General features: G+C 64.1%; 12 protein-coding genes. 6 read left to right on the top strand and 6 right to left on the bottom strand.

Features of this window, described 5'->3' with window-relative positions:
• Positions 1-33: 33 nt before the first annotated feature.
• The 4 genes from KA354_16785 to KA354_16770 form a co-directional block, all read right to left on the bottom strand.
• Complete coding sequence (locus KA354_16785; GenBank protein MBP7936297.1) at positions 34-1,614, bottom strand: hypothetical protein; 1,581 nt, start codon at positions 1,612-1,614, stop codon at positions 34-36.
• Positions 1,615-1,862: 248 nt separating this feature from the next.
• On the bottom strand, positions 1,863-2,984 hold the full coding sequence (locus tag KA354_16780) for a glycosyltransferase family 4 protein (protein ID MBP7936296.1): 1,122 nt from the start codon (positions 2,982-2,984) through the stop codon (positions 1,863-1,865).
• A gap of 29 nt (positions 2,985-3,013) precedes the next feature.
• Positions 3,014-3,499, bottom strand: coding sequence for a hypothetical protein (locus KA354_16775; protein ID MBP7936295.1), 486 nt, complete (start codon positions 3,497-3,499; stop codon positions 3,014-3,016).
• 153 nt (positions 3,500-3,652) lie between these two features.
• Complete coding sequence (locus tag KA354_16770; protein ID MBP7936294.1) at positions 3,653-4,498, bottom strand: hypothetical protein; 846 nt, start codon at positions 4,496-4,498, stop codon at positions 3,653-3,655.
• A gap of 127 nt (positions 4,499-4,625) precedes the next feature.
• Here KA354_16770 and recJ point away from each other — a divergent pair, with 127 nt between their 5' ends.
• Positions 4,626-6,350: a single-stranded-DNA-specific exonuclease RecJ gene (gene recJ / locus KA354_16765; protein MBP7936293.1), complete on the top strand. Its 1,725-nt coding sequence runs from the start codon at positions 4,626-4,628 to the stop codon at positions 6,348-6,350.
• Here recJ and KA354_16760 read toward each other — a convergent pair.
• Both KA354_16760 and KA354_16755 read right to left on the bottom strand, forming a co-directional pair.
• Positions 6,334-9,198, bottom strand: coding sequence for a heparinase II/III family protein (locus tag KA354_16760; protein MBP7936292.1), 2,865 nt, complete (start codon positions 9,196-9,198; stop codon positions 6,334-6,336). The genes recJ and KA354_16760 overlap by 17 nt on opposite strands.
• Before the next feature lie 137 nt (positions 9,199-9,335).
• The gene (locus KA354_16755; GenBank protein ID MBP7936291.1) at positions 9,336-10,406 is read right to left on the bottom strand and encodes an aminopeptidase; all 1,071 of its coding nucleotides are present in this window, start codon (positions 10,404-10,406) and stop codon (positions 9,336-9,338) included.
• 642 nt (positions 10,407-11,048) lie between these two features.
• On the opposite strand from KA354_16755, the gene KA354_16750 reads away from it, so the two are divergent.
• The 5 genes from KA354_16750 (at position 11,049) to KA354_16730 (ending at position 17,633) form a co-directional block, all read left to right on the top strand.
• Positions 11,049-11,513 (top strand): Rrf2 family transcriptional regulator, encoded by a 465-nt coding sequence (locus KA354_16750; GenBank protein MBP7936290.1) that lies wholly within the window; start codon positions 11,049-11,051, stop codon positions 11,511-11,513.
• Positions 11,514-11,529: 16 nt separating this feature from the next.
• Entirely contained in the window at positions 11,530-12,702 is a 1,173-nt protein-coding gene (locus KA354_16745; GenBank protein MBP7936289.1) for a PLP-dependent transferase, read from the top strand.
• 27 nt (positions 12,703-12,729) lie between these two features.
• Positions 12,730-13,803, top strand: a complete 1,074-nt coding sequence (locus KA354_16740) for a sulfate ABC transporter ATP-binding protein (GenBank protein ID MBP7936288.1) — start codon at positions 12,730-12,732, stop codon at positions 13,801-13,803.
• A gap of 792 nt (positions 13,804-14,595) precedes the next feature.
• Positions 14,596-16,368: a hypothetical protein gene (locus tag KA354_16735; GenBank protein MBP7936287.1), complete on the top strand. Its 1,773-nt coding sequence runs from the start codon at positions 14,596-14,598 to the stop codon at positions 16,366-16,368.
• Positions 16,369-16,658: 290 nt separating this feature from the next.
• Positions 16,659-17,633, top strand: a complete 975-nt coding sequence (locus tag KA354_16730) for a fused MFS/spermidine synthase (GenBank protein MBP7936286.1) — start codon at positions 16,659-16,661, stop codon at positions 17,631-17,633.
• Positions 17,634-17,827 lie beyond the last annotated feature (194 nt).

The following is a 17,827-nucleotide window of genomic DNA, read 5'->3' as shown; positions in this document are numbered from 1 at the left end:
TGCTTGCGACGGTATTGGTCGCGATGGTACCATTTACGGCACTTGCCGGACAACGATTCGGTTGCCGGCTCGTTCGATCACGACCACGCGCGAACCACTGCCGATGAACTCGCCCTCGCTGACCACGTCCACCAGCACGTCGCCGAATCTCGCCTTGCCAGCCGGTCGGAGGATCCCCTCGACCGTGCCCTGATCGCCCAGTTGGGCCACTCCGACATACGGACCGTCGATCGTCACTTGCTCATGCGTGGGGTTGGCGCTGACCATACGGCGGGCGACAGGGGTCCTTGGCAGGTAGTGGGCCACGAGAACCATACCGATCACCGCTCCGAACACGCTCCCGATCAGCGTCAGCAAGCCGTTCCGCAGGTAAGTGAGCGAACCGGGCAGGCTTGGCCACGAAGGGCGCCAGGTCGGCAGGCCGGGCTCAGGCGGCATGAACGACGAGACGGCACCGAGCAGGATGAGCAGGATCCCGGCGATACCGGCGACCCCGAAACCCGGGAGAACGAAGATCTCCACGCCCACCAGGACAATGCCCAGTACCACGGCGACGATCTCCCACGTCACCGTGATGCCGGCCATATAGGGCGCGCCCAGGAAGAGAACCAGGGCAATGAGAGCGACAACTCCCGGCAGGCCGAGACCCGGATGCTGGAACTCGGTGTAGGCTCCCAGGATCATCAGCAGGAACAGGACACCGCGGACGATCGGCGACGCCAGCCACTCCACGGCCTTCTCGATCCAGGTGTACTCCAGCTTCTCCATCCGCCCGGTGACGTTGAAATGCCGGCTCAGGTCAATCTGACTGTTCAGCGTGGCCATCGAGAATCCGTAAGCCCGGGCTTCATCCGTCCGCATGGTCAGCAGTTCACGATCGCTGACAATCGGCTGCTGCACCTTTTCCAGACCGGGCGCCTCGCGGACATACCTCCATGCGGTTGTGCTTTTCGAATCCGAGATGGGCTCGGTCACTTTCTTGCGTTTCACCGCCTTCTTGCTTTCCTTGTCGCCGCTGGCTTCCGTGGTTTCCTCCACGTCGGGCAGGCCGAACAACTCGTTGCGTCCGGCGGTGTCGACGAATCGCCGCTCCCGAGTATCGGTGTTTTCCACCCAGAAGATCTGCATCTCGGGGCGAATGAGGGCCATCACCATGTCCATCGGATAGCCGTTTCGGCGGGCGGAATCGCGCAGCTCGGCCAGCAAGGGGCTGGTGGCCTTGGCTTCGATGTCCTCAGGGATGGCCGAGGCGCCTTCCTGGGTCATCATGATGGGTTGGCAATCGCCGATCGTTGCGTTGCGGGCCATCACGATGCCGTCGGCGGCCAGGGCGATGATCGTGCCGGCGCTGTAGGCATCCTTGTTAATCCAGGCGTAGACGCTGACGCCGCCGTCGCGCTGCTCCTTCAGGGCCTTGCAGATCTCGAGCGTGGCACCGAGCGCCCCCCCGGGGGTGTCCATCTCGAGGACGATCAGCGGCACGCCCGCCTTCTTGGCGTGAGCCAAGCGTCGCTTGAGGCTGTCGTAGGTGATATCCGTGATCGTGTCCTCGATCGGGACAATCAGGGCGCGCTCGTAGGAAGTCGGTCGCTCGCGGGGGGCCGATGGCGTCACCGGGCTCGCCGACTGCGAGGCGGCAGCTTTTGACGCGGGGCTTGGCGGCCGCTCCGCCGGATTTGTCGTGTCCGTGCCAGTCAGGAATCCAAGAATCGCTGTTGAGAAAAGAGACACGCCCAAAATTCGCCGGGTCGTCGATGATGTACTGATGGCTCGCCGGACTCGCATCGATTCGACTCCCGTCCTTCGGCGCCGCCCGCGCCGAAAGACGCCGACTATTATACTCAAATCCGGTTGGGAAGCGATCAGAACGGTCCGGCGGCCAAGTCCGCAGGAGCGGCGTGGATGCCGCACAACCGGCGGTAGTGGGCGGCGGTCTCCGCCACCATGCGGCTGGCCTGGTGGCAGGAACGAGCGTGATCGAGAGCCCCCTGGGCGAGCCGCCTAGCCGACTCGCGGTCCTGCAGCAGGGTCAGCCACTTCTGAGCCAGGTCCTTGGGGCGCCGGGGCTCGAAGATCACGGCCGTCTTGGCGTCAATGAGGTAGTCTTCCATGCCGCCCTCGGGTGCCAGGATCGCCAGACCACAGGCCAGGGCGGTCAGGTTGCTGGCCGTGAACCGCCCGGATGTTCCCGGAATGATGTAGAAGTCCGCGGCAGCCATGGCCGTCCTCAGTATCGTCCAGTCGCTCATTTCGCCTGCAAAAGTCACCCGTGCACGAAGGTCCAGGTCTTCGACTTGTCGGCGGAAGTAGTCTTCGGCCTTGCCCGTCGACAGGACGAAAAGGTGCACATCCGCATGGTCCTGAAGCACGAGCCTCATCGCCCTGAAGACCACATCCAGCCCGGAGTTGCGGCTTAGCGGGGCGGTTACCACCGCGGTCGCAATGCGATCAGACGCCCCTCCGCAGCGCGGCTCCTGCTCCGCAGGCAGGCCCAAGGGCACGACGGAGATGCGGCTCTCGAGCTCAGGAGATTGCTCGATCAGGGTGTTGCGGACGCTTGGGGTAACCGCAAAACCTGACAACCGATCCGCGGCGGTCATGGAGCAGAACCGGTCGATGTCCTCGTGATCGCAGAGCGTACAGATGATCGGACAGCCCCAATCCTCAGCCCAGTTCGCGAACCACCGGGCCAGGTCGGCCGATAGGCAGTGGACCAAGTCCGGCACCTGTCCCCCGATGGTCTCAAGGACCGCCGCGGCGGTCGGGCGGTGCCAGGGCAGGTACCGCCGGGGCAACACGACCGTCCTGGCCGGTCCCACGCGATCGGCCAGGGCCGGATCGGAGGAGTGTCCCAGGACCGTCACCCGCACCGACTCGTCGATCATGCCGACGCACAGATGGCGGATCAGGCCGCCCATCCGGCGGACGACGTCATCATCAACGATCAGCAGTGTCTCGATGGAGCCTATCGGTTCATGGCTCATGGGATTGCCCGCATGCCCATCCGGCCATTCTAACGCCCGGCCAGGCCGGTGAAGGCCAGGTGATACCCTTTCAACATGCGACGGATCTTATCGAAAACCGCCTCGTCGGCCAACTGCCCGATTGAATCGAGGGCCAGCGGCGTCGCGAAGTAGAAGCACCTGCCCTGATCGCGGTAGTGCTCGACAACCAGATCCGGCCACGCCAAGCCTGCGTTCTCGAAGCCCATGCCCACGAACTCCGGCATGGTATCCCCGGAATCCTCGATCATCTGCTCGAAGCCCTCGCTGCGCCACCGATCATCGGTCATGATGCCGGCTCGGACCTGGGGGAGAAAGGGCCGCACCGTGCACTCGTACCAAACCCGCTTGTCCGCGACCCAGCGGGTAGCCAGCGTCGAGTGATCCTGCCGATCCTCCCGCGAGCAGGCACCGAAACCGGCTTCTTCCGCCATGGCCGTCTCGACGCGACCGCGGAACCGTTCAATCAGCTCGAGCTGGGGGTGGTTGAGAGGCATGCAGCAGAACCAGGCAACACCGAACAGTAGGTACACCAGGAAGCGGATGCAGGAGGCGTCGAACCGCGGCTGGAGTGGGATCGCGTAGGCCTGAGAGCCGGATCAAGGAGCGAGTCCTGCATGAACCCAGGGTCGCTATGCAGCCCTGGGCGGCTATTCTCTCTCCGTTGTCGATGCTCCATTCTCCACTTCCTCCAGAAAGCCTGGTCCGTCCTGCTTTGCGGAGCGGGAGCGGCCGGTCACGTGCTTGAGGATCATACGTCTCGTGGCGGTGAATGGCCAGGAGAGCCATCGATGCAGGACGATGAGGATGCCGGTTCGGTGGCTGGCGGCGAGCTGCTCTGCGGTGAGTGTATCTGGCCGATGACGCCGCTGGTGCTTGCGAAGATGGTAACGATCCGCGGCCTGGAGTCGCCGGAGGACAAACCGGCCCAGGAAGCCGGGGATGATCCGCTGCACACCTCGGCGGCGACCGGTCGCGGGCCATTGCCAGGAGATCTGGAAGTCGATCAGCGACGGACGGCCGCTCCGGTCCACGAGGATGTTCTCGCGTTTTTCGAGGTCCACGTAGGCAATATCCCGGCGATGGAGTTCGTCGAGCAGCTGCTCAAGCTGACCGAAGAACGCGTCGTCCACCCGTTCATACCGCTGAAGGGGATGGCCTTCGACGAAGACGTGGATCAACCCGGTGCGGTCCCATCTGCCCAGGCAGTGAGGAATACCTTCCACTCCGTCCGCAGCGGCGTAGACGGCCAGTTCGTGGTCTGCGAGCATTCTGCCGAGCCAGGCCATCGGCAGCCCGAACAACTTCGCGGTTCGGCCGAGCTTGAGAACTGCCAGACCGGCCGGTCCGCGATACAAGCCGGTCGCTGCAAAGAAGTCATGCTTGTACGTCCGGAGGTGCTCGTATTCGCCGTCCGCCAGGGCTATTCGTGCGGGCATGTCATCGCCGCCCAGTGCCCGCAGCCATGCATGCTTGCTCTCCTTGCCGGATGCCATGGTGATTGACAGGATAGTCCTGAGCCGGGGAAGAATCCAACCGGCCGAGCGTTGTTGGCTCGGACGCTGGCTACTATACTGCCCGGGGTTTGTGGTACAGGGACGCGCCATGGAGGGCCCCGCCAAAATGGACAAGTCATGGAGCATCGCGCCCGCCTGGCCGGAGTGCCAGAATGCCGCCCAGCGACTCGGCGTATCGCCCTTGGTGGCCCAGGTTCTGTTCAACCGAGGCATCATGGAACCGGACCGCGTCAGGGCGTTTCTCGACCCGAAACTCAGCCATCTTCACGCCCCTGAATCGCTGCCCGGCGTCACTCAGGCCGCCGAGCGCATCGCTCGCGCGGTGCGTGAGCGCCAGTCGATCGTGATTTACGGCGACTACGATGCCGATGGGCTGACCGGCACGGCGATCCTCTGGCATCTGCTTACCTTGGCGGGAGCGCAAGTCTCCTACTACATCCCCCACCGCATTGAGGAAGGCTACGGGGTCAACAGCGACGCCATTCGGCAGATCCGCCAGGAGGGGGCTGGTCTCCTGATCACCGTCGACTGCGGAATCACGGCTGTCGAGCAGGTCCGGCTGGCCCGCGAGTTGGGGCTGGCCGTGGTCATTACCGATCACCACGCCTTCGAGGGAACGCTACCTGAAGCGGAGGTAGTCGTGCATCCGCGGGCCGGCGAAGGGTATGCCAATCCGGACTTGTGTGGTGCCGGGGTGGCCTTCAAGCTCGCCTGGGCGGCGGCCAGGAGCCTGTGCGGTACCGATAAGGTCCACTCCCGATTCCGCGATTTTCTCGTGGATGCCACTGGCCTGGTGGCCCTTGGCACCATCGCGGACGTCGTTCCGCTGACCGGTGAAAACCGTGTGCTGGCCCGCCACGGTCTGACCGGGCTGGCCAAATCCAAGCTGACGGGGATCATGGCATTGATCGAAGCCGCCCGGCTCACCGACCAGAAGCTCGACAGCGAGCATGTGGGCTTCTGGCTGGCGCCGCGGCTCAACTCCGCCGGGCGCATGGCCGACGGGGAGCTGGCCGCCGAACTGCTGACCAGTGCGACGCCGGAGCGAGCTCGGGAGATCGCCCTGCTTCTGGAGCGGCACAACCAGGAGCGCAAGAGCCTCGAGCGGCAGATCTTCGACGAGGCGTGTGCGATGATCGAAGCCCGCCATCTCGCGTCCGATGCTCGGCGGGGAATCGTTCTGGCTTCGGAGAATTGGCACGCCGGGGTCATCGGGATCGTGGCCTCACGGGTCGTGGAGCGCTACCGCCGGCCGACGGTCATCATCGCCCTGGACGGCGGCCAGGGCCAGGGTTCCGGCCGGAGCATTCCGCATTTCGAGCTGAACCATGCCCTGGCCGAGTGCCGTGAGCACCTGATCGCGTTCGGGGGGCACGCGATGGCCGCCGGATTGCGGATTACCGCCGATCGGGTCGAGTCCTTCACCGCGGCCTTCGTCGCCCGAGCCAATCAGCGGCTGACTGCCCAGGACCTCGAGCCCACGCTCCGGCTGGACGCCGAGGCGCGGCTGTCCGACCTGTCCGAGCAGACCGTCCAGCAGATCGAGCAGCTCGCTCCCTTCGGGCAGGGAAACCCAAGGCCGAAATTCGCGTCCGGTGCGCTGCAAGTCGACGGGGAACCACGAATCATGGGTGCGTCCGGCGAGCACCTTAGCTTTCATCTGACCGATGGCCACCGGCGATGCCGGGCGGTCGCCTTTAGCCAGAAGGACCGTCTGCCAGCTCTGCTCCAGCATCGGCGATGCCAGGTCGCTTTCACGCCCAGGCTCAACACGTTCAGGGGCTACACGAATGTCGAGATGCAGGTCGTGGACATCAGGTGCCCGGTGTGACGTTTGCGTCGAGTTCCTGGCGGCGCAGAATACTCTTGCCTGCGAGGCGCACATCCTCCACCGCGTCGGTCGGTCCGGCCACGACCGCTGCCTGCGTGGGCGTCACCGCGAGTTCGAGAGCGTCAACCGGTCGAACCAGCTTCAGCGACAGATCGCCAATCGTCACCCCCCGCGCGTTGCAGATGGCCACGGAACTCACCGCTCCTGAGCCATCTCGACGAATCATGCAGAGCTCGCCTTGCAGGCCGATCCGCCAGTCGGCTTGCTCGATGACGCCAGCGTCTGTCCCCGAAGCATCTTCCTGGGCACTGGGCGCGCATGGATCGGCGAGGACCAGCAGGTCAGATCGCCCGTCGGTCAAGCGTGTCTCGATCGCCACCGCCGAGTCGGAACAGGATCCGCCGCCAGCCCGGGCCAGTGCCATCCGGCGAACACCGGCAATGACGGGGCTCTTCTCGAAGGGCTCGATCACGCCGACAAAGGTCGAGACCAGCGGGGCGTGATCGGCGACTCGCCGGGTCAGGAGGCGTGGAATCCAGGCTTCATCGTTTGAATTGAAGAGGCCGGCGACCACCCAGCCTTCGGCCACTCCGCCGGACGCGGCGGTGGTCAAGTCGGTATAGCGCAGGTGAACCTCCATTCCCTCCGGAAGGTACCTGTTTCGATCCTCGATCTCGAAATCAGCGCTCCAGCCAGGTCGCGGGCCGGAATCCATACGGAAGCCGCGCATCTGGGTGTTGCCCTCGAGGCCGGTGGCCGGCGACAAAGACAGGCCGCTGGTGGTCAGTTTGGCATACTGGCTGTGCATGAACCGGATATGTTCCTTGCCGCCGGCCACGCGAAACACATCCACCAGATAGCAGTCCCGATCGGAAACGTCGACCACCGCCACCGTGCGTTCGTAACGCTGGATGCCGTAGAGCTTCTCGCCTGCCGCCCGGACCGCGTGGAACTGCCGACCATCCGCCCACAGGGTGCTCACGCCGGCAGCCGCCCCTTGGTTCTTGCCGTCCACGAGGACGGTGTTGTGGGCCGCGGTGGTCGTATACCACCTGGCCCGAGGGGAATCCCAGCCCCCGTACTGCACCGGTGGGTAACCGAGGTCCGGCATCAGATCCAGCCCCTTGGCGAAGAGGCCGAGGTTCAGGCCGTCGCGGTGGCTGTGCCGGCCGTCCGAGTCGTAGTCCAGCCAAGCGGCGCGCCGGTTGCCGCCCTGGCCACTTCGGAGAATGGCCAGGTGCCACTGCCGCTTGTTGACGCCGGCCAGCCTGAACGACGCACCTTCCCTGGCGATCACCTCCTCGACGCCTTTTTGAATACGCTTCGTGTCGGCCGCGAAGAGATCGTGGGGCAAGCCGTCGAGCGTGGTGCCGTTGCCCCGGTACATCGCCTGGACGAAGGCCGGGTCTTGACTCAGTTCGTAAAGTCGCCACATGAACGTGAATCCGGATGGGTCAAGGGATGCAGGCCTCACGAAGTCGACACCCCGATAGGAGTCATCTCGGCGCGCGAAAGCCCCGCTGTCCCCGATCTGGGGATAATACTGGTCCAGACAGAGCGTCTCGGCGTGAAAGCGGTAGGTCTGCTGCAACTGCGGCTGGCGCCTGACCAAGTCGGCGAGGAACGCGGGATCCACGCGGTCAAAGCGACCGAGCAGTTCGGCGAGCGACCTCGGTCCGATGGTCGCGTAGCCGCTAAGCCCCTTCTCTCCGGTGACACCATCCACGGCCGTACCCGCCTTGACGATCTCGTCCACGAGCCGATTGACCTCGATCTTGTTGTCCGGCCATTCGAGCACCGTCTTGATGATGACCTCGGCCACTTCGGTGCGAGGCTGGTTCGACTGTATTCTCGGCCGGTGGTTCAGCGTGTCGCGCAGAATCCGGTCTTCGATGTTTTGGCGCACGTCGGCGACCGAGGCCTTGGCATTCACTGACTTGTGTCGCCCGGCCAGTCCACCTAGAAAAGCCACCAGCTCATCGTCGCCGCTTATGCCTTCGCGTATCTGGTCGTACGCCAGAGCGAGTTCGCGGACCTCTTCGCAGGCATCATGCCAGACGGACACATACCCGGCCGCATAGCTGGGCACATCGTAGATGAAGGCCTGGGTCTTGAAGTCGAAATCCGGGTAGAGATCCGCGACGCGGTCGAGGAGGATTGCCGCCTTGTGGGCATATGCCCGATCCCCGGTCAGCACATACGCCGCCCCGAGCTTCTGGACACCGCCGACGATCGCTTGCTTCCACTGGCCGTAGATGAGATACGCGCCGATGAACCGCCAGACCTTGTCGCCCTCGACATAGCCGTTGCCGTCATCGACGCCGAAGAGGTGCAGCGGATCGGCGGGGTCCGGGTGGTCGTTGTTGACGAGCAGTCTCCGGTCTGCCCGCCCGGGATCGAACACCGCCTTCTCATCCAGGCCCGAGCGGTAGAACGTCCAGAAATCGTTCTTGGGGAACAGTTCCCTGCAATGGGGGCATCGAACCTTCCACGGGCGATCGAGGGCCCGGATCTCCCAGTTGTACATGGGCACGCTCTGCCTGCATGCCGGACAGAAGCCGCTGGAGAACACCATCCACGACCGCTTGATCGTGGGGCCGAACACGAGGTCCCATGCCTGCTGATCAGACATGTCCTTCCAGGGTCGGGCCGCATCCACGACCTGCTTGCGGACCGCCGCCGCCCAATCCGATGCGGTGCAGCTGGCCCGAGCCGCGGCGACCAGATCCCGCGGGTAGAAGGTGCTGGCTTCCTTGGCCATCAGGCCAGCCGGACTCGCACCAATTCCCGCCGCCATGACGACCAGCAGCGGCCTGCACGACAAAGCGATGTCTCCTCGCTGCGACATGGTTGGATCTCCGAAACCGACGCAAAAAACGGTACGATGAGTGACCGAACGCGGCCCCCTTCGAGCACTGGGAGCGATGCGGCGGCGAGGAAACCGGACTCTTCCGCGGGGGGGCCTGGCCTCGGGTCCCGGGCAGTCTAGTCTCCCAACCAGGAGTGCATGAACCCGAACGGATCACCCGAATTCGCCGCAGAACGGAAGACGGCAAGACTCGCGGACCAGTCACGTCCGGTTCGGTCGTGCACCCGCTCGAACAGCACCAGGTCGGTATTGTACCGCCCATTCACCATCAGGAAGGCATTGTTGAATGGGAACTCTGCATAGCTCTGATAACGATCCGGCTCGTTAAGCGTCGGCAGCAGCTCGGTCGCCACCCGCTGCCGGCCGTCCTCGAAGATCGTCGCCCGGGCGGCGATCTTGGCCTCGCTGCCCACGCTGCTGTTGTACAGCTCCTCCAATCGCCCGGTGAGGGCCAACAGGAAGGTGTTGAACCGGTCCGTGTCTTCGTACCCGATCCGGGCGTCGTGCACAATCGCTGCGTCCGGACCATACTCAGCCGTCAGGAACTCCAGTGCCCCGGTTCGTCCGACGAATGTGGCAAGCGATTCGCTAAAGACCGCATCGCTGGCACACCAGATGGTGTTGTGCAGCAGTTCGTGGATAACCGTGTCCACCAGGTTGACGCTGTCGCGACCGAGCATGGCTGATGTCAGTGGATCGGGAAGAAGACCGATCGTGCTGTAGGCGTCAAGCTCGTAGATCATGGTGTCGTAGCCCTGATCCACCAGTCGGTCGCGTTCCGCCTTGGCCTCATCTAAGTTGAAGTACCCGAGGTAGCTGATCGACCCGACGAAGGGCAGGCTCCAGGTGTAGGGTACGATCGCGTCCTTGCGCGACGCGGAGAGATTCCACGCCAGCGGCCCGCCGTGCAGGTTGACGAAGTTGTGGTAGCTGTGACCGACGTTGAGCCCGATGGTCTGCTCGGCGTAGTCCCGGGTGCGGATGACCAGATCCAATTTCGCCAACTCCTCCTCGCTGAGACTCGTGTCGGTCAAGCCTTGTTCAATCGGAACCATCGAGCTGAGGAGGTGGAGTTCCCCGCCTGCCGCCCCGACCATGTAGTTGATCTCGGCACATCCGCAACCGCTGATCGTGGCCAGCCCCAGGATGGTCAGAGAACACAATGTCGTACGTAGACGCAACTTCATTCATGACCTCCAAAAAACAGAAGGTGATGATTATAGCCCTACCGGAGTGTCCGCCCAAAAACTGAGGACGAAGCCACGAGAAAGGGGGAGTGGTCGATGCCTACTTCGGGGCCGACTCCTTCCGTTCGTCTCGCGGCCCGGTCCTCCCGCCGGCCCCCGCAGGTTTGTCCATCCCCAGCGCCCTCCACACGGCTCCCCGGAAGCTCAATGAGCGAAACGACATCGGTCGATTCCCAAGAGACGCCGAAGCGACCTCGCGACCGTCGGCTGACCACCGATCCTTCTGGGACGACGGTTAGGGTGCCAACGACACCGGTGGCCAGGGGGCGCGGTGCCGCCCGTCCGGGACCGAGCGCCATCCCCCTGTCGAGCGTGGCCGACACGCATCAGACGAATGGGCCGCTCAAGATCTGCGGAGAGAACGGCAGGTGCCGGGCAATGGATGAGGGGGTGTCTGTGGATACAATCTCGGTTCCTACGTCGCCCAAGCTGGACGGCGACTCCAAGCCCGGGGCCCGGCCGAAGAGCCGTCGAGATGACCCATGCCTTCCGATCGCGTTGACATTCAGGAGATCTGGCCTATACTAGCAATAATGTCGACCTTTTGAGTAGATATTCAATGATAGCCCAGGATGAGCGTTCATGAAGCTCTCGATGAAAACGGATTATGCGTTGCGGGCCCTCTTCACCCTGGTCGAGCACCATGGACGCAACCCGATACCGATTCGGGCGCTGGCCGAGCGAAACGATGTTCCCAAGCGGTTCCTCGAGCACATCATGCTCGCCCTGAAGGAGCAAGGGTGGGTGGAGAGCGTGCCTGGCAAGAAAGGGGGCTATCGTCTGGCCAGAAGCCCGGACAAGATCACCATGGGGCAGGTGGTGCGTTTCTTCGACGGCCTGCTGGCCCCGATCGCCTGCGTGTCGTCCAGCCACTACGAGAGGTGCAGTCAGGAGCCGGTGTGCCGCTTTCGACGGGTCCTGCTCGACGCAAGGAATCTAACGGCTCGCCTGATGGACAAGGCGACTCTGGCGTCAGTATTCACCTATTCGCCGGTCACGGCTCGGGAGGTGTTCAGCGACGAGTTCGCCGGCGGAGCGGGTATCTAAAGCAGAAAGGCACAGGATGAGTCACGCGAACAGCAGATCGGCCGATTTTCGCACCTTGGCGATCCATCACGGCGTGGACAAGGATTCAGCCTTCAACTCGGTGACAACGCCGATCTATCCCAGCTCGACCTTCGCCTTCGAGCGGGTTGGCGTGACCAAGGGTTACGACTACACGCGGTCGGCGAATCCGACCCGGGCGGCCCTGCAGGAGAACCTAGCCGCTCTCGAGGGGGGGACTGCGGCCTGGGCAACGTGCACGGGCATGTCGGCCATCAGCTCAGTGGCCATGCTGTTCAGATCCGGCGACCACCTCATCGCCGGTGACGACATCTACGGTGGCACGATTCGGCTCCTCCAGGACGTCCTGCCCGGTCTCGGAATCACGACCTCTTTCGTGCGGATGGGCGATCCCGACGAGGTTCGCAGGGCCATTCGGCCAAACACCCGAGGGATGGTCATCGAGACGCCGTCGAACCCGCTGCTGAACCTGGTCGACCTGGCCGCGGTGATTGCCGCCGCCCGCCCGCGCGGGATCCTGACTGTCGTCGACAACACATTCATGAGCCCGTATTTCCAGAACCCGCTCGGCTTCGGGGCGGACATAGTCGTTCACTCGACGACGAAGTACCTCAACGGACATAGTGACGTGGTCGGGGGCGCGATCGTGGTTAAGGACGCCGTGCTTGGCGAGCGGATCGGCCACCTGGTCAACGCCCTGGGCACGGCCTGCTCGCCCTTCGACGCCTGGCTTGTGCTCCGCGGGGTCAAGACGCTGGCTTGCCGCATGGAAGCTCATCAGGCCAATGCCCTGGCCATCGCTCGCTGGCTCGAGCAGCACCCGCGTGTGAAGAAGGTCTACTACCCAGGCTTGGCGGCCCATCCCGGCCACGAGCTGGCTTGCAGGCAGATGCGTGGCTTCGGCGGCATGGTGAGCTTCGACCTGGATCTTGACCAGCTGACGCCCGACGCCCTGTTCGCCCGGCTCCAGTACTTCTCGCTGGCCGAGTCGTTGGGCGGAGTCGAGTCGCTCGTGGAGCAGCCCTGGACGATGAGCCATGCGTCGATCGGGGAGGACCGCCGGCGGGCTGCCGGTTTCAGTCCCGCGACGATCCGGCTGTCGGTCGGGATCGAGTGCGTAGATGACCTGATCGCGGATCTGGATCGCGGTCTGGCCGCCGCCTCGCGTTGACTGTCGGGCCGGGATCATGGGGCCTTCATGAGCATCGAAATCCGGCGGATTTCCAAGACCTTCGGCCATTTCGCCGCACTGAAGAGCGTGAATCTACACGTCGCCAGCGGTGAATTGGTGGCCCTGCTCGGCCCGTCCGGATCGGGCAAGACGACCCTACTGCGGATTATTGCCGGGTTGGAGGTGGCGGACACGGGCAGCGGGACCATCCTGTTTCATGGTGAGGACATGGCGGCCCGTCGGGTGGCCGAACGCCGCGTTGGCTTCGTGTTCCAGCATTACGCCCTGTTCAGGCACATGACCGTCTTCGAGAATGTTGCTTTTGGCCTGCGCGTTCGGCCGCGGGTTCTCCGTCCGCCACGAAGCGAGATCCGCGACCGCGTGCACGACCTGCTCAGACTCGTACAGCTTGACTGGCTGGCCGATCGGTACCCTTCCCAGCTTTCCGGTGGCCAGCGGCAGCGCGTGGCTCTGGCCCGGGCCTTGGCGGTCGAGCCTCAGGTCCTCCTGCTCGATGAGCCGTTTGGGGCCCTCGACGCCAAGGTTCGCCAGGAACTCCGCCGCTGGCTTCGACGCCTGCACGACGAGATTCACCTGACCAGCGTGTTCGTGACTCACGATCAGGAGGAGGCCCTCGAGGTCTCCGACCGTGTCGTGGTCATGAACGAGGGTCGGATCGAGCAGATCGGCACACCGGAGGAGGTTTTCCATCAGCCGGCCAACGAGTTCGTGATGAACTTCCTGGGCAATGTCAACGTGTTCCAGGGCCGTGCCGAAGACGGACGCTTCTTCTTCGGGCCGCTCGAAGTCCAGAGCGTCGATCCGGACCGGGCCGCAGCGACGGACACAAGAGCGTTCATTCGGCCGCACGAGTTAGAGCTGGAGGTCGAAGCCACGGGTCGCCCGGCGTTCCCCGCCACGGTCCAGCACATCAACGCCGCCGGGGGCCACGTCAAGATCGAGTTGCTGAGCGACACCGGGCAGCATGTCTTCGTCGAGTTGCCCCATCACCGGTACCGCGAACTCGATCTGTACAGGGGCCGGACGGTCTTCGTCAGCCCCCGCTCGATCAAGGTCTTCGTGGATGACTACTCGATCTGAGGCCGGCTGCGGGCACGAATGGCAACGGCGGGCACGAACGAGCCTGATCGCATCGTCTTGAGAAGCAGCCCCCGGCAGACGGGACACCTGGCCAGCCTTCGGCGGGTGGCCAGAACCCGCAAAGGACCGGTGTCAGGCCACCGCGGGAGAAGGGAATCAGCAATGGAGCGAAACGGGCCGCGTCCGGCCGAGGACGCGAGACGCCAGGGGCCGATACGGCGACGCCCTGTCAACTGGTGCCCGCCATGGCGAAAGGCATCCGAGGTTGGCGGGCGGCGGCCCGCAGGCACTCAGAATCACCCCGAGCGGCCGCCACGTCCTTGACTCACGTGCCGTTGCCCGGACGAAAGCCCGAAGTCCTCATTCTCTCACCACGGTGACCCGGAGCTTCGTTGCCCGACGGTGATCGCGGTCGCGCCGTTGTCCGTTGTCGAATCGCTCGTTTCTCGGTCATTTCCGTTTTGCGATCGGGAGACAGGATGGTAAGCTGGTATCTGGGATAGCAGATCGGCGGGGAAGGGTTGCCGAGCATTTCCACCTTTCTCCCAGCGTATTCCTTCTGCGGTCAAGACGATACCGATGAGAATGGGAGTCGGTCCGGTGGCGCAACCGGGCCAAGGTGATTTGGGACTTGTCGGTGAGGAGCACCTCGGCAGCTTCCAGCCGTGCGGGCGCAGCGGGACCCGGTTGGCGGGTGCAGGCACCCGGTACGCACCCCGGCGAACGGATGCCCTTTTCGGGCGTGGAGGTGACAGCGTGACTCAGGTGACAATCTTGAGAAGCAGGGGCAGATTGCCGCTGGCAGTTCTGGTGGCGGCGGGACTACTCACGGCCGCCAGCCGGGCAGCCGACGACCCGTGGAAGAAGATCACGGACGTGAACCCGCCGGCGGTACAGAACAAGTACACCGTGAACGTTCCGGTCCCGTTCTACGCCACTTCGACCGGCATGGTGAGGGCCAAAGCCACGGCCACCTGCGGACATGGTACGGCTCCCCCTCAGGACAACTCCAAGTCGGGCGTCTACCTCACCGTCAGCCGGCAGAGCGGAGAGAAGCTGACCGTGACGGGCCAGAACATGTCCGTCCGCGCTGACGCGGCCGTGAAGGACGCAGAGGGTCATGCCAGTAATGAGATTCGAGTGGACTGGACGGTCCGCGGGAATTCGGTGGAGGTCCGCACCCAGACTGTCATCTTCGCTCTTGCCAAAGTCAAGGACTGTGGTGACGGCACCGGACATGCCACCGCCTGGGCCAATGGCATGGCCGACCCGATCGTGTTCGGTTCGCAGCCGTACCCGTCGTGGAGCGGGTTGGTCTGCGATCCGTTCCCGACGGACTCTGACGGCCTACACCGTTACGTGGAACCGGAACTGTCCCTGATGGCTGGTGGTTCGTGGACGGGGGGATCCGCAGGCCTCTCGCCGGAGATTGCAGCGGACGGCAGCCGATGCACCAACCAGGTCATTGTCAGCCAATACGTCAGGGCGGGATCGGACGATGACCCGAACAATTTGGCCGGCGCCATGATCTATCAGCTCCGTATTACGCGGAGTCCCGACGGCGGGCTGGCGGTGAGTTGGACGCCGGGCACGGACACGGCGGATTTCGCCTTCTCCTTCTCCCAGACGCAGGCCCAGATCGAAGGCGGCGTGGCCGCGTACTTTGACGCGGGAGGCGCCACCGATTTATCCCTGGGGACAGCCCGGATCACCATGCTCCAGGACGAGGCCACCATGCCCAACATGACGTTGGTGGCACACGAGACTGTCGAGGTGTGGTCCTGGGTCACGGGCAACCCGACCGCGTTCGGTGGAACGGAACGATGGTGGCAGGCCCCGGACATGAGCACCGGCGGCTTCCGGCCGAGCAGTGTGGCTGGCGGCCAGGTTTGCGCAGATGATTTCCTGTGCACCGGTGCGGCCTCGACCGCGGCGGACGGTCTGCGCTGGTGGGGCACCTACGCCGGCGAACCAGGCATGCACCGGCCGAACATGCCCTACCTCGAGCCGTTCGTGATTCAGTGGTTCGCCTCAGACGGAGCCCCGCATCCGTTTAGCCTTCCGATGCCCGGCCCCCCCCTGGCAGGGCAACTGGTGCAGGCCAGCCGCTACTTCGTGAACTGGGCCGCGACCGGCGACGCCATCTACGAGTTCAACGCCCGTCTGAATCCGGCCTTCGTACCACCCGGCCCCGGAGAGTACTTCCTCAACATCAACGCGACTGATCCCAGGTGGCAGTGGATGACATCCGCCGACAGCTACCTGGACACGCCGGCCCTGTCGCCCTCACCAGCGGGCCCCTGGATACCGAACGTGTTCCCGGATCTGTCCCTCGTGCTGGTCACGGCCATCGCGCCTGACGGCGACCGCGACGGCGACGTGGATCGGGACGACTTCAACTTCTTCTTCGCCCCGTGTTTTTCAGGCCCGGCCATCGCTCCCGGCCCAAGCTGCTCGCCGTATGATTTCGACGCCGACCAAGACGTGGACCAAGCAGACTTCGGCCTCTTCCAGCGCTGCTTCAGCGGGGCGGATGCGCCGGCCGATCCGGATTGTCTGAAGTAACAAGTCAGCTGCTGCAAAGTACTCTGGTATATCGACCCGGAGCGGTGAGGCCCCTTCGCCGGAAGCGTGCAGCTGGGGGAGAAACTGCGGTCCCTGCGGTATGGCGGAGCACCGGCATTCGCGGTATAGGAATGTGACGCCACTGAATGGCGAGGCGTCTCGGCGGACAGGGCCGTCCGGCAGCCGCGAGGTGCGCCAGGCTCAGGCTTCGGGCACACGCCGCCCTGCAGCGCCGAGCGATCAGGCAGAGGACCAAGTCCTTGTCAAGATGACCACACGGAGAACCAGCAATGATGAGTGGAAGAACCTACCTCCTCGCGATGGTGCCGGCACTTGCCGCAGGGACGACCGCCAGAGCGGCCGAGAAGGTGCTCTATGAGAAGCAGTCACCATACAACCTGGTCGTGGTGACTGAGGATGATCAAGGACTGCGCACGCTCTCGTTCGACCACTATGGGGGGAGGCAGAGTGTCGTCAAAGTCGGAGACCCTGATCACGTCGAGCTCCCCTACGCCAAGGCGATGCTCATGGGCCTGGCCTTCATTGAGCCACCCAAACGCATGCTGATGATCGGCTTGGGCGGCGGGACAATCCCGAGCCTGCTGCATGCGCACTACCCGGCCGCGATCATTGATGTGGTTGACATTGACCCCGATGTCGTTCACGTGGCCAAGGAGTTCTTCGGTTTCCGTGAAGACGCCACCATGCGCGCCCACGTCGATGACGGACGTCGATTCATCGAGAAGTGCCGGGATCCCTATGACATCATCTTGCTCGACGCGTTCAGCGATGAGGAGATTCCCTATCACCTGGCGACACAGCAGTTTCTCAGAGCGGTCCGCCGGGCACTGTCACCGAGAGGGATCGTGGTGGCGAATGTCTGGAGCCGCGACTCGAATCCTCTCTACGACTCCATGGTGCGAACCTACCAGAGCGTCTTCGATGAGCTGTACATTCTGAATGTCCGCAACACCGGGAACAGAATCCTGATCGCGGTGCCGCGGACACAACAGGTCCGGTCGCGCGAGCTGGTCGAACGGGCCAGGGCGATTTCGAAGGAGAAGCGGCTCAGATTCGATCTCGGCGATCTGGCGGAACGCGGTTTCCGCCGCGTCCAGACGGCAAACACCCGAGGCCGGATCCTGGTGGACCAGGAACCGGCCACCCGGCCGGGGCAACCCCATCACACGGGATCGGCTCCTGTTCCGGCTGTGGGCAGTCCAGAGGAGAGGAACGTTCCTGCTTCAAACGCAGCCGTCCCGTGACAACGGACCCGTACGCGGCGGCCGTCAGCCGATTCTCCCCGTCGAGGCTCTCGGAGCTCGGAGAGGTGTGGGTAACGTATGGTCTCGAGAGCCGGCCCGACGTGTCTTCCGGTCGAGCCCCCCTGAAGAGGTGCTGGCCCAAACCCTTCATTGAATACTGGCAGCTTGGTACAATGGAATCGGAGTCGTGCCCT

The sequence above is a fragment of the Phycisphaerae bacterium genome, assembly GCA_018003015.1.
GTDB lineage: Bacteria > Planctomycetota > Phycisphaerae > UBA1845 > PWPN01 > JAGNEZ01.
The sequence above is the reverse complement of the archived record's forward strand: the minus strand, read 5'-3'. Positions and strand labels throughout refer to the sequence as shown.

Coding starts and splice junctions, on each gene's coding strand:
- KA354_16750 (MBP7936290.1), top strand. CDS start 11,049: ATGAAGCTCTCGATGAAAACGGATTATGCGTTGCGGGCCCTCTTCACC.
- KA354_16730 (MBP7936286.1), top strand. CDS start 16,659: ATGATGAGTGGAAGAACCTACCTCCTCGCGATGGTGCCGGCACTTGCC.
- KA354_16780 (MBP7936296.1), bottom strand. CDS start 2,984: ATGAGCCATGAACCGATAGGCTCCATCGAGACACTGCTGATCGTTGAT.
- KA354_16775 (MBP7936295.1), bottom strand. CDS start 3,499: ATGCCTCTCAACCACCCCCAGCTCGAGCTGATTGAACGGTTCCGCGGT.
- KA354_16755 (MBP7936291.1), bottom strand. CDS start 10,406: ATGAAGTTGCGTCTACGTACGACATTGTGTTCTCTGACCATCCTGGGG.
- KA354_16745 (MBP7936289.1), top strand. CDS start 11,530: ATGAGTCACGCGAACAGCAGATCGGCCGATTTTCGCACCTTGGCGATC.
- KA354_16760 (MBP7936292.1), bottom strand. CDS start 9,198: ATGTCGCAGCGAGGAGACATCGCTTTGTCGTGCAGGCCGCTGCTGGTC.
- KA354_16770 (MBP7936294.1), bottom strand. CDS start 4,498: ATGGCATCCGGCAAGGAGAGCAAGCATGCATGGCTGCGGGCACTGGGC.
- recJ (MBP7936293.1), top strand. CDS start 4,626: ATGGACAAGTCATGGAGCATCGCGCCCGCCTGGCCGGAGTGCCAGAAT.
- KA354_16740 (MBP7936288.1), top strand. CDS start 12,730: ATGAGCATCGAAATCCGGCGGATTTCCAAGACCTTCGGCCATTTCGCC.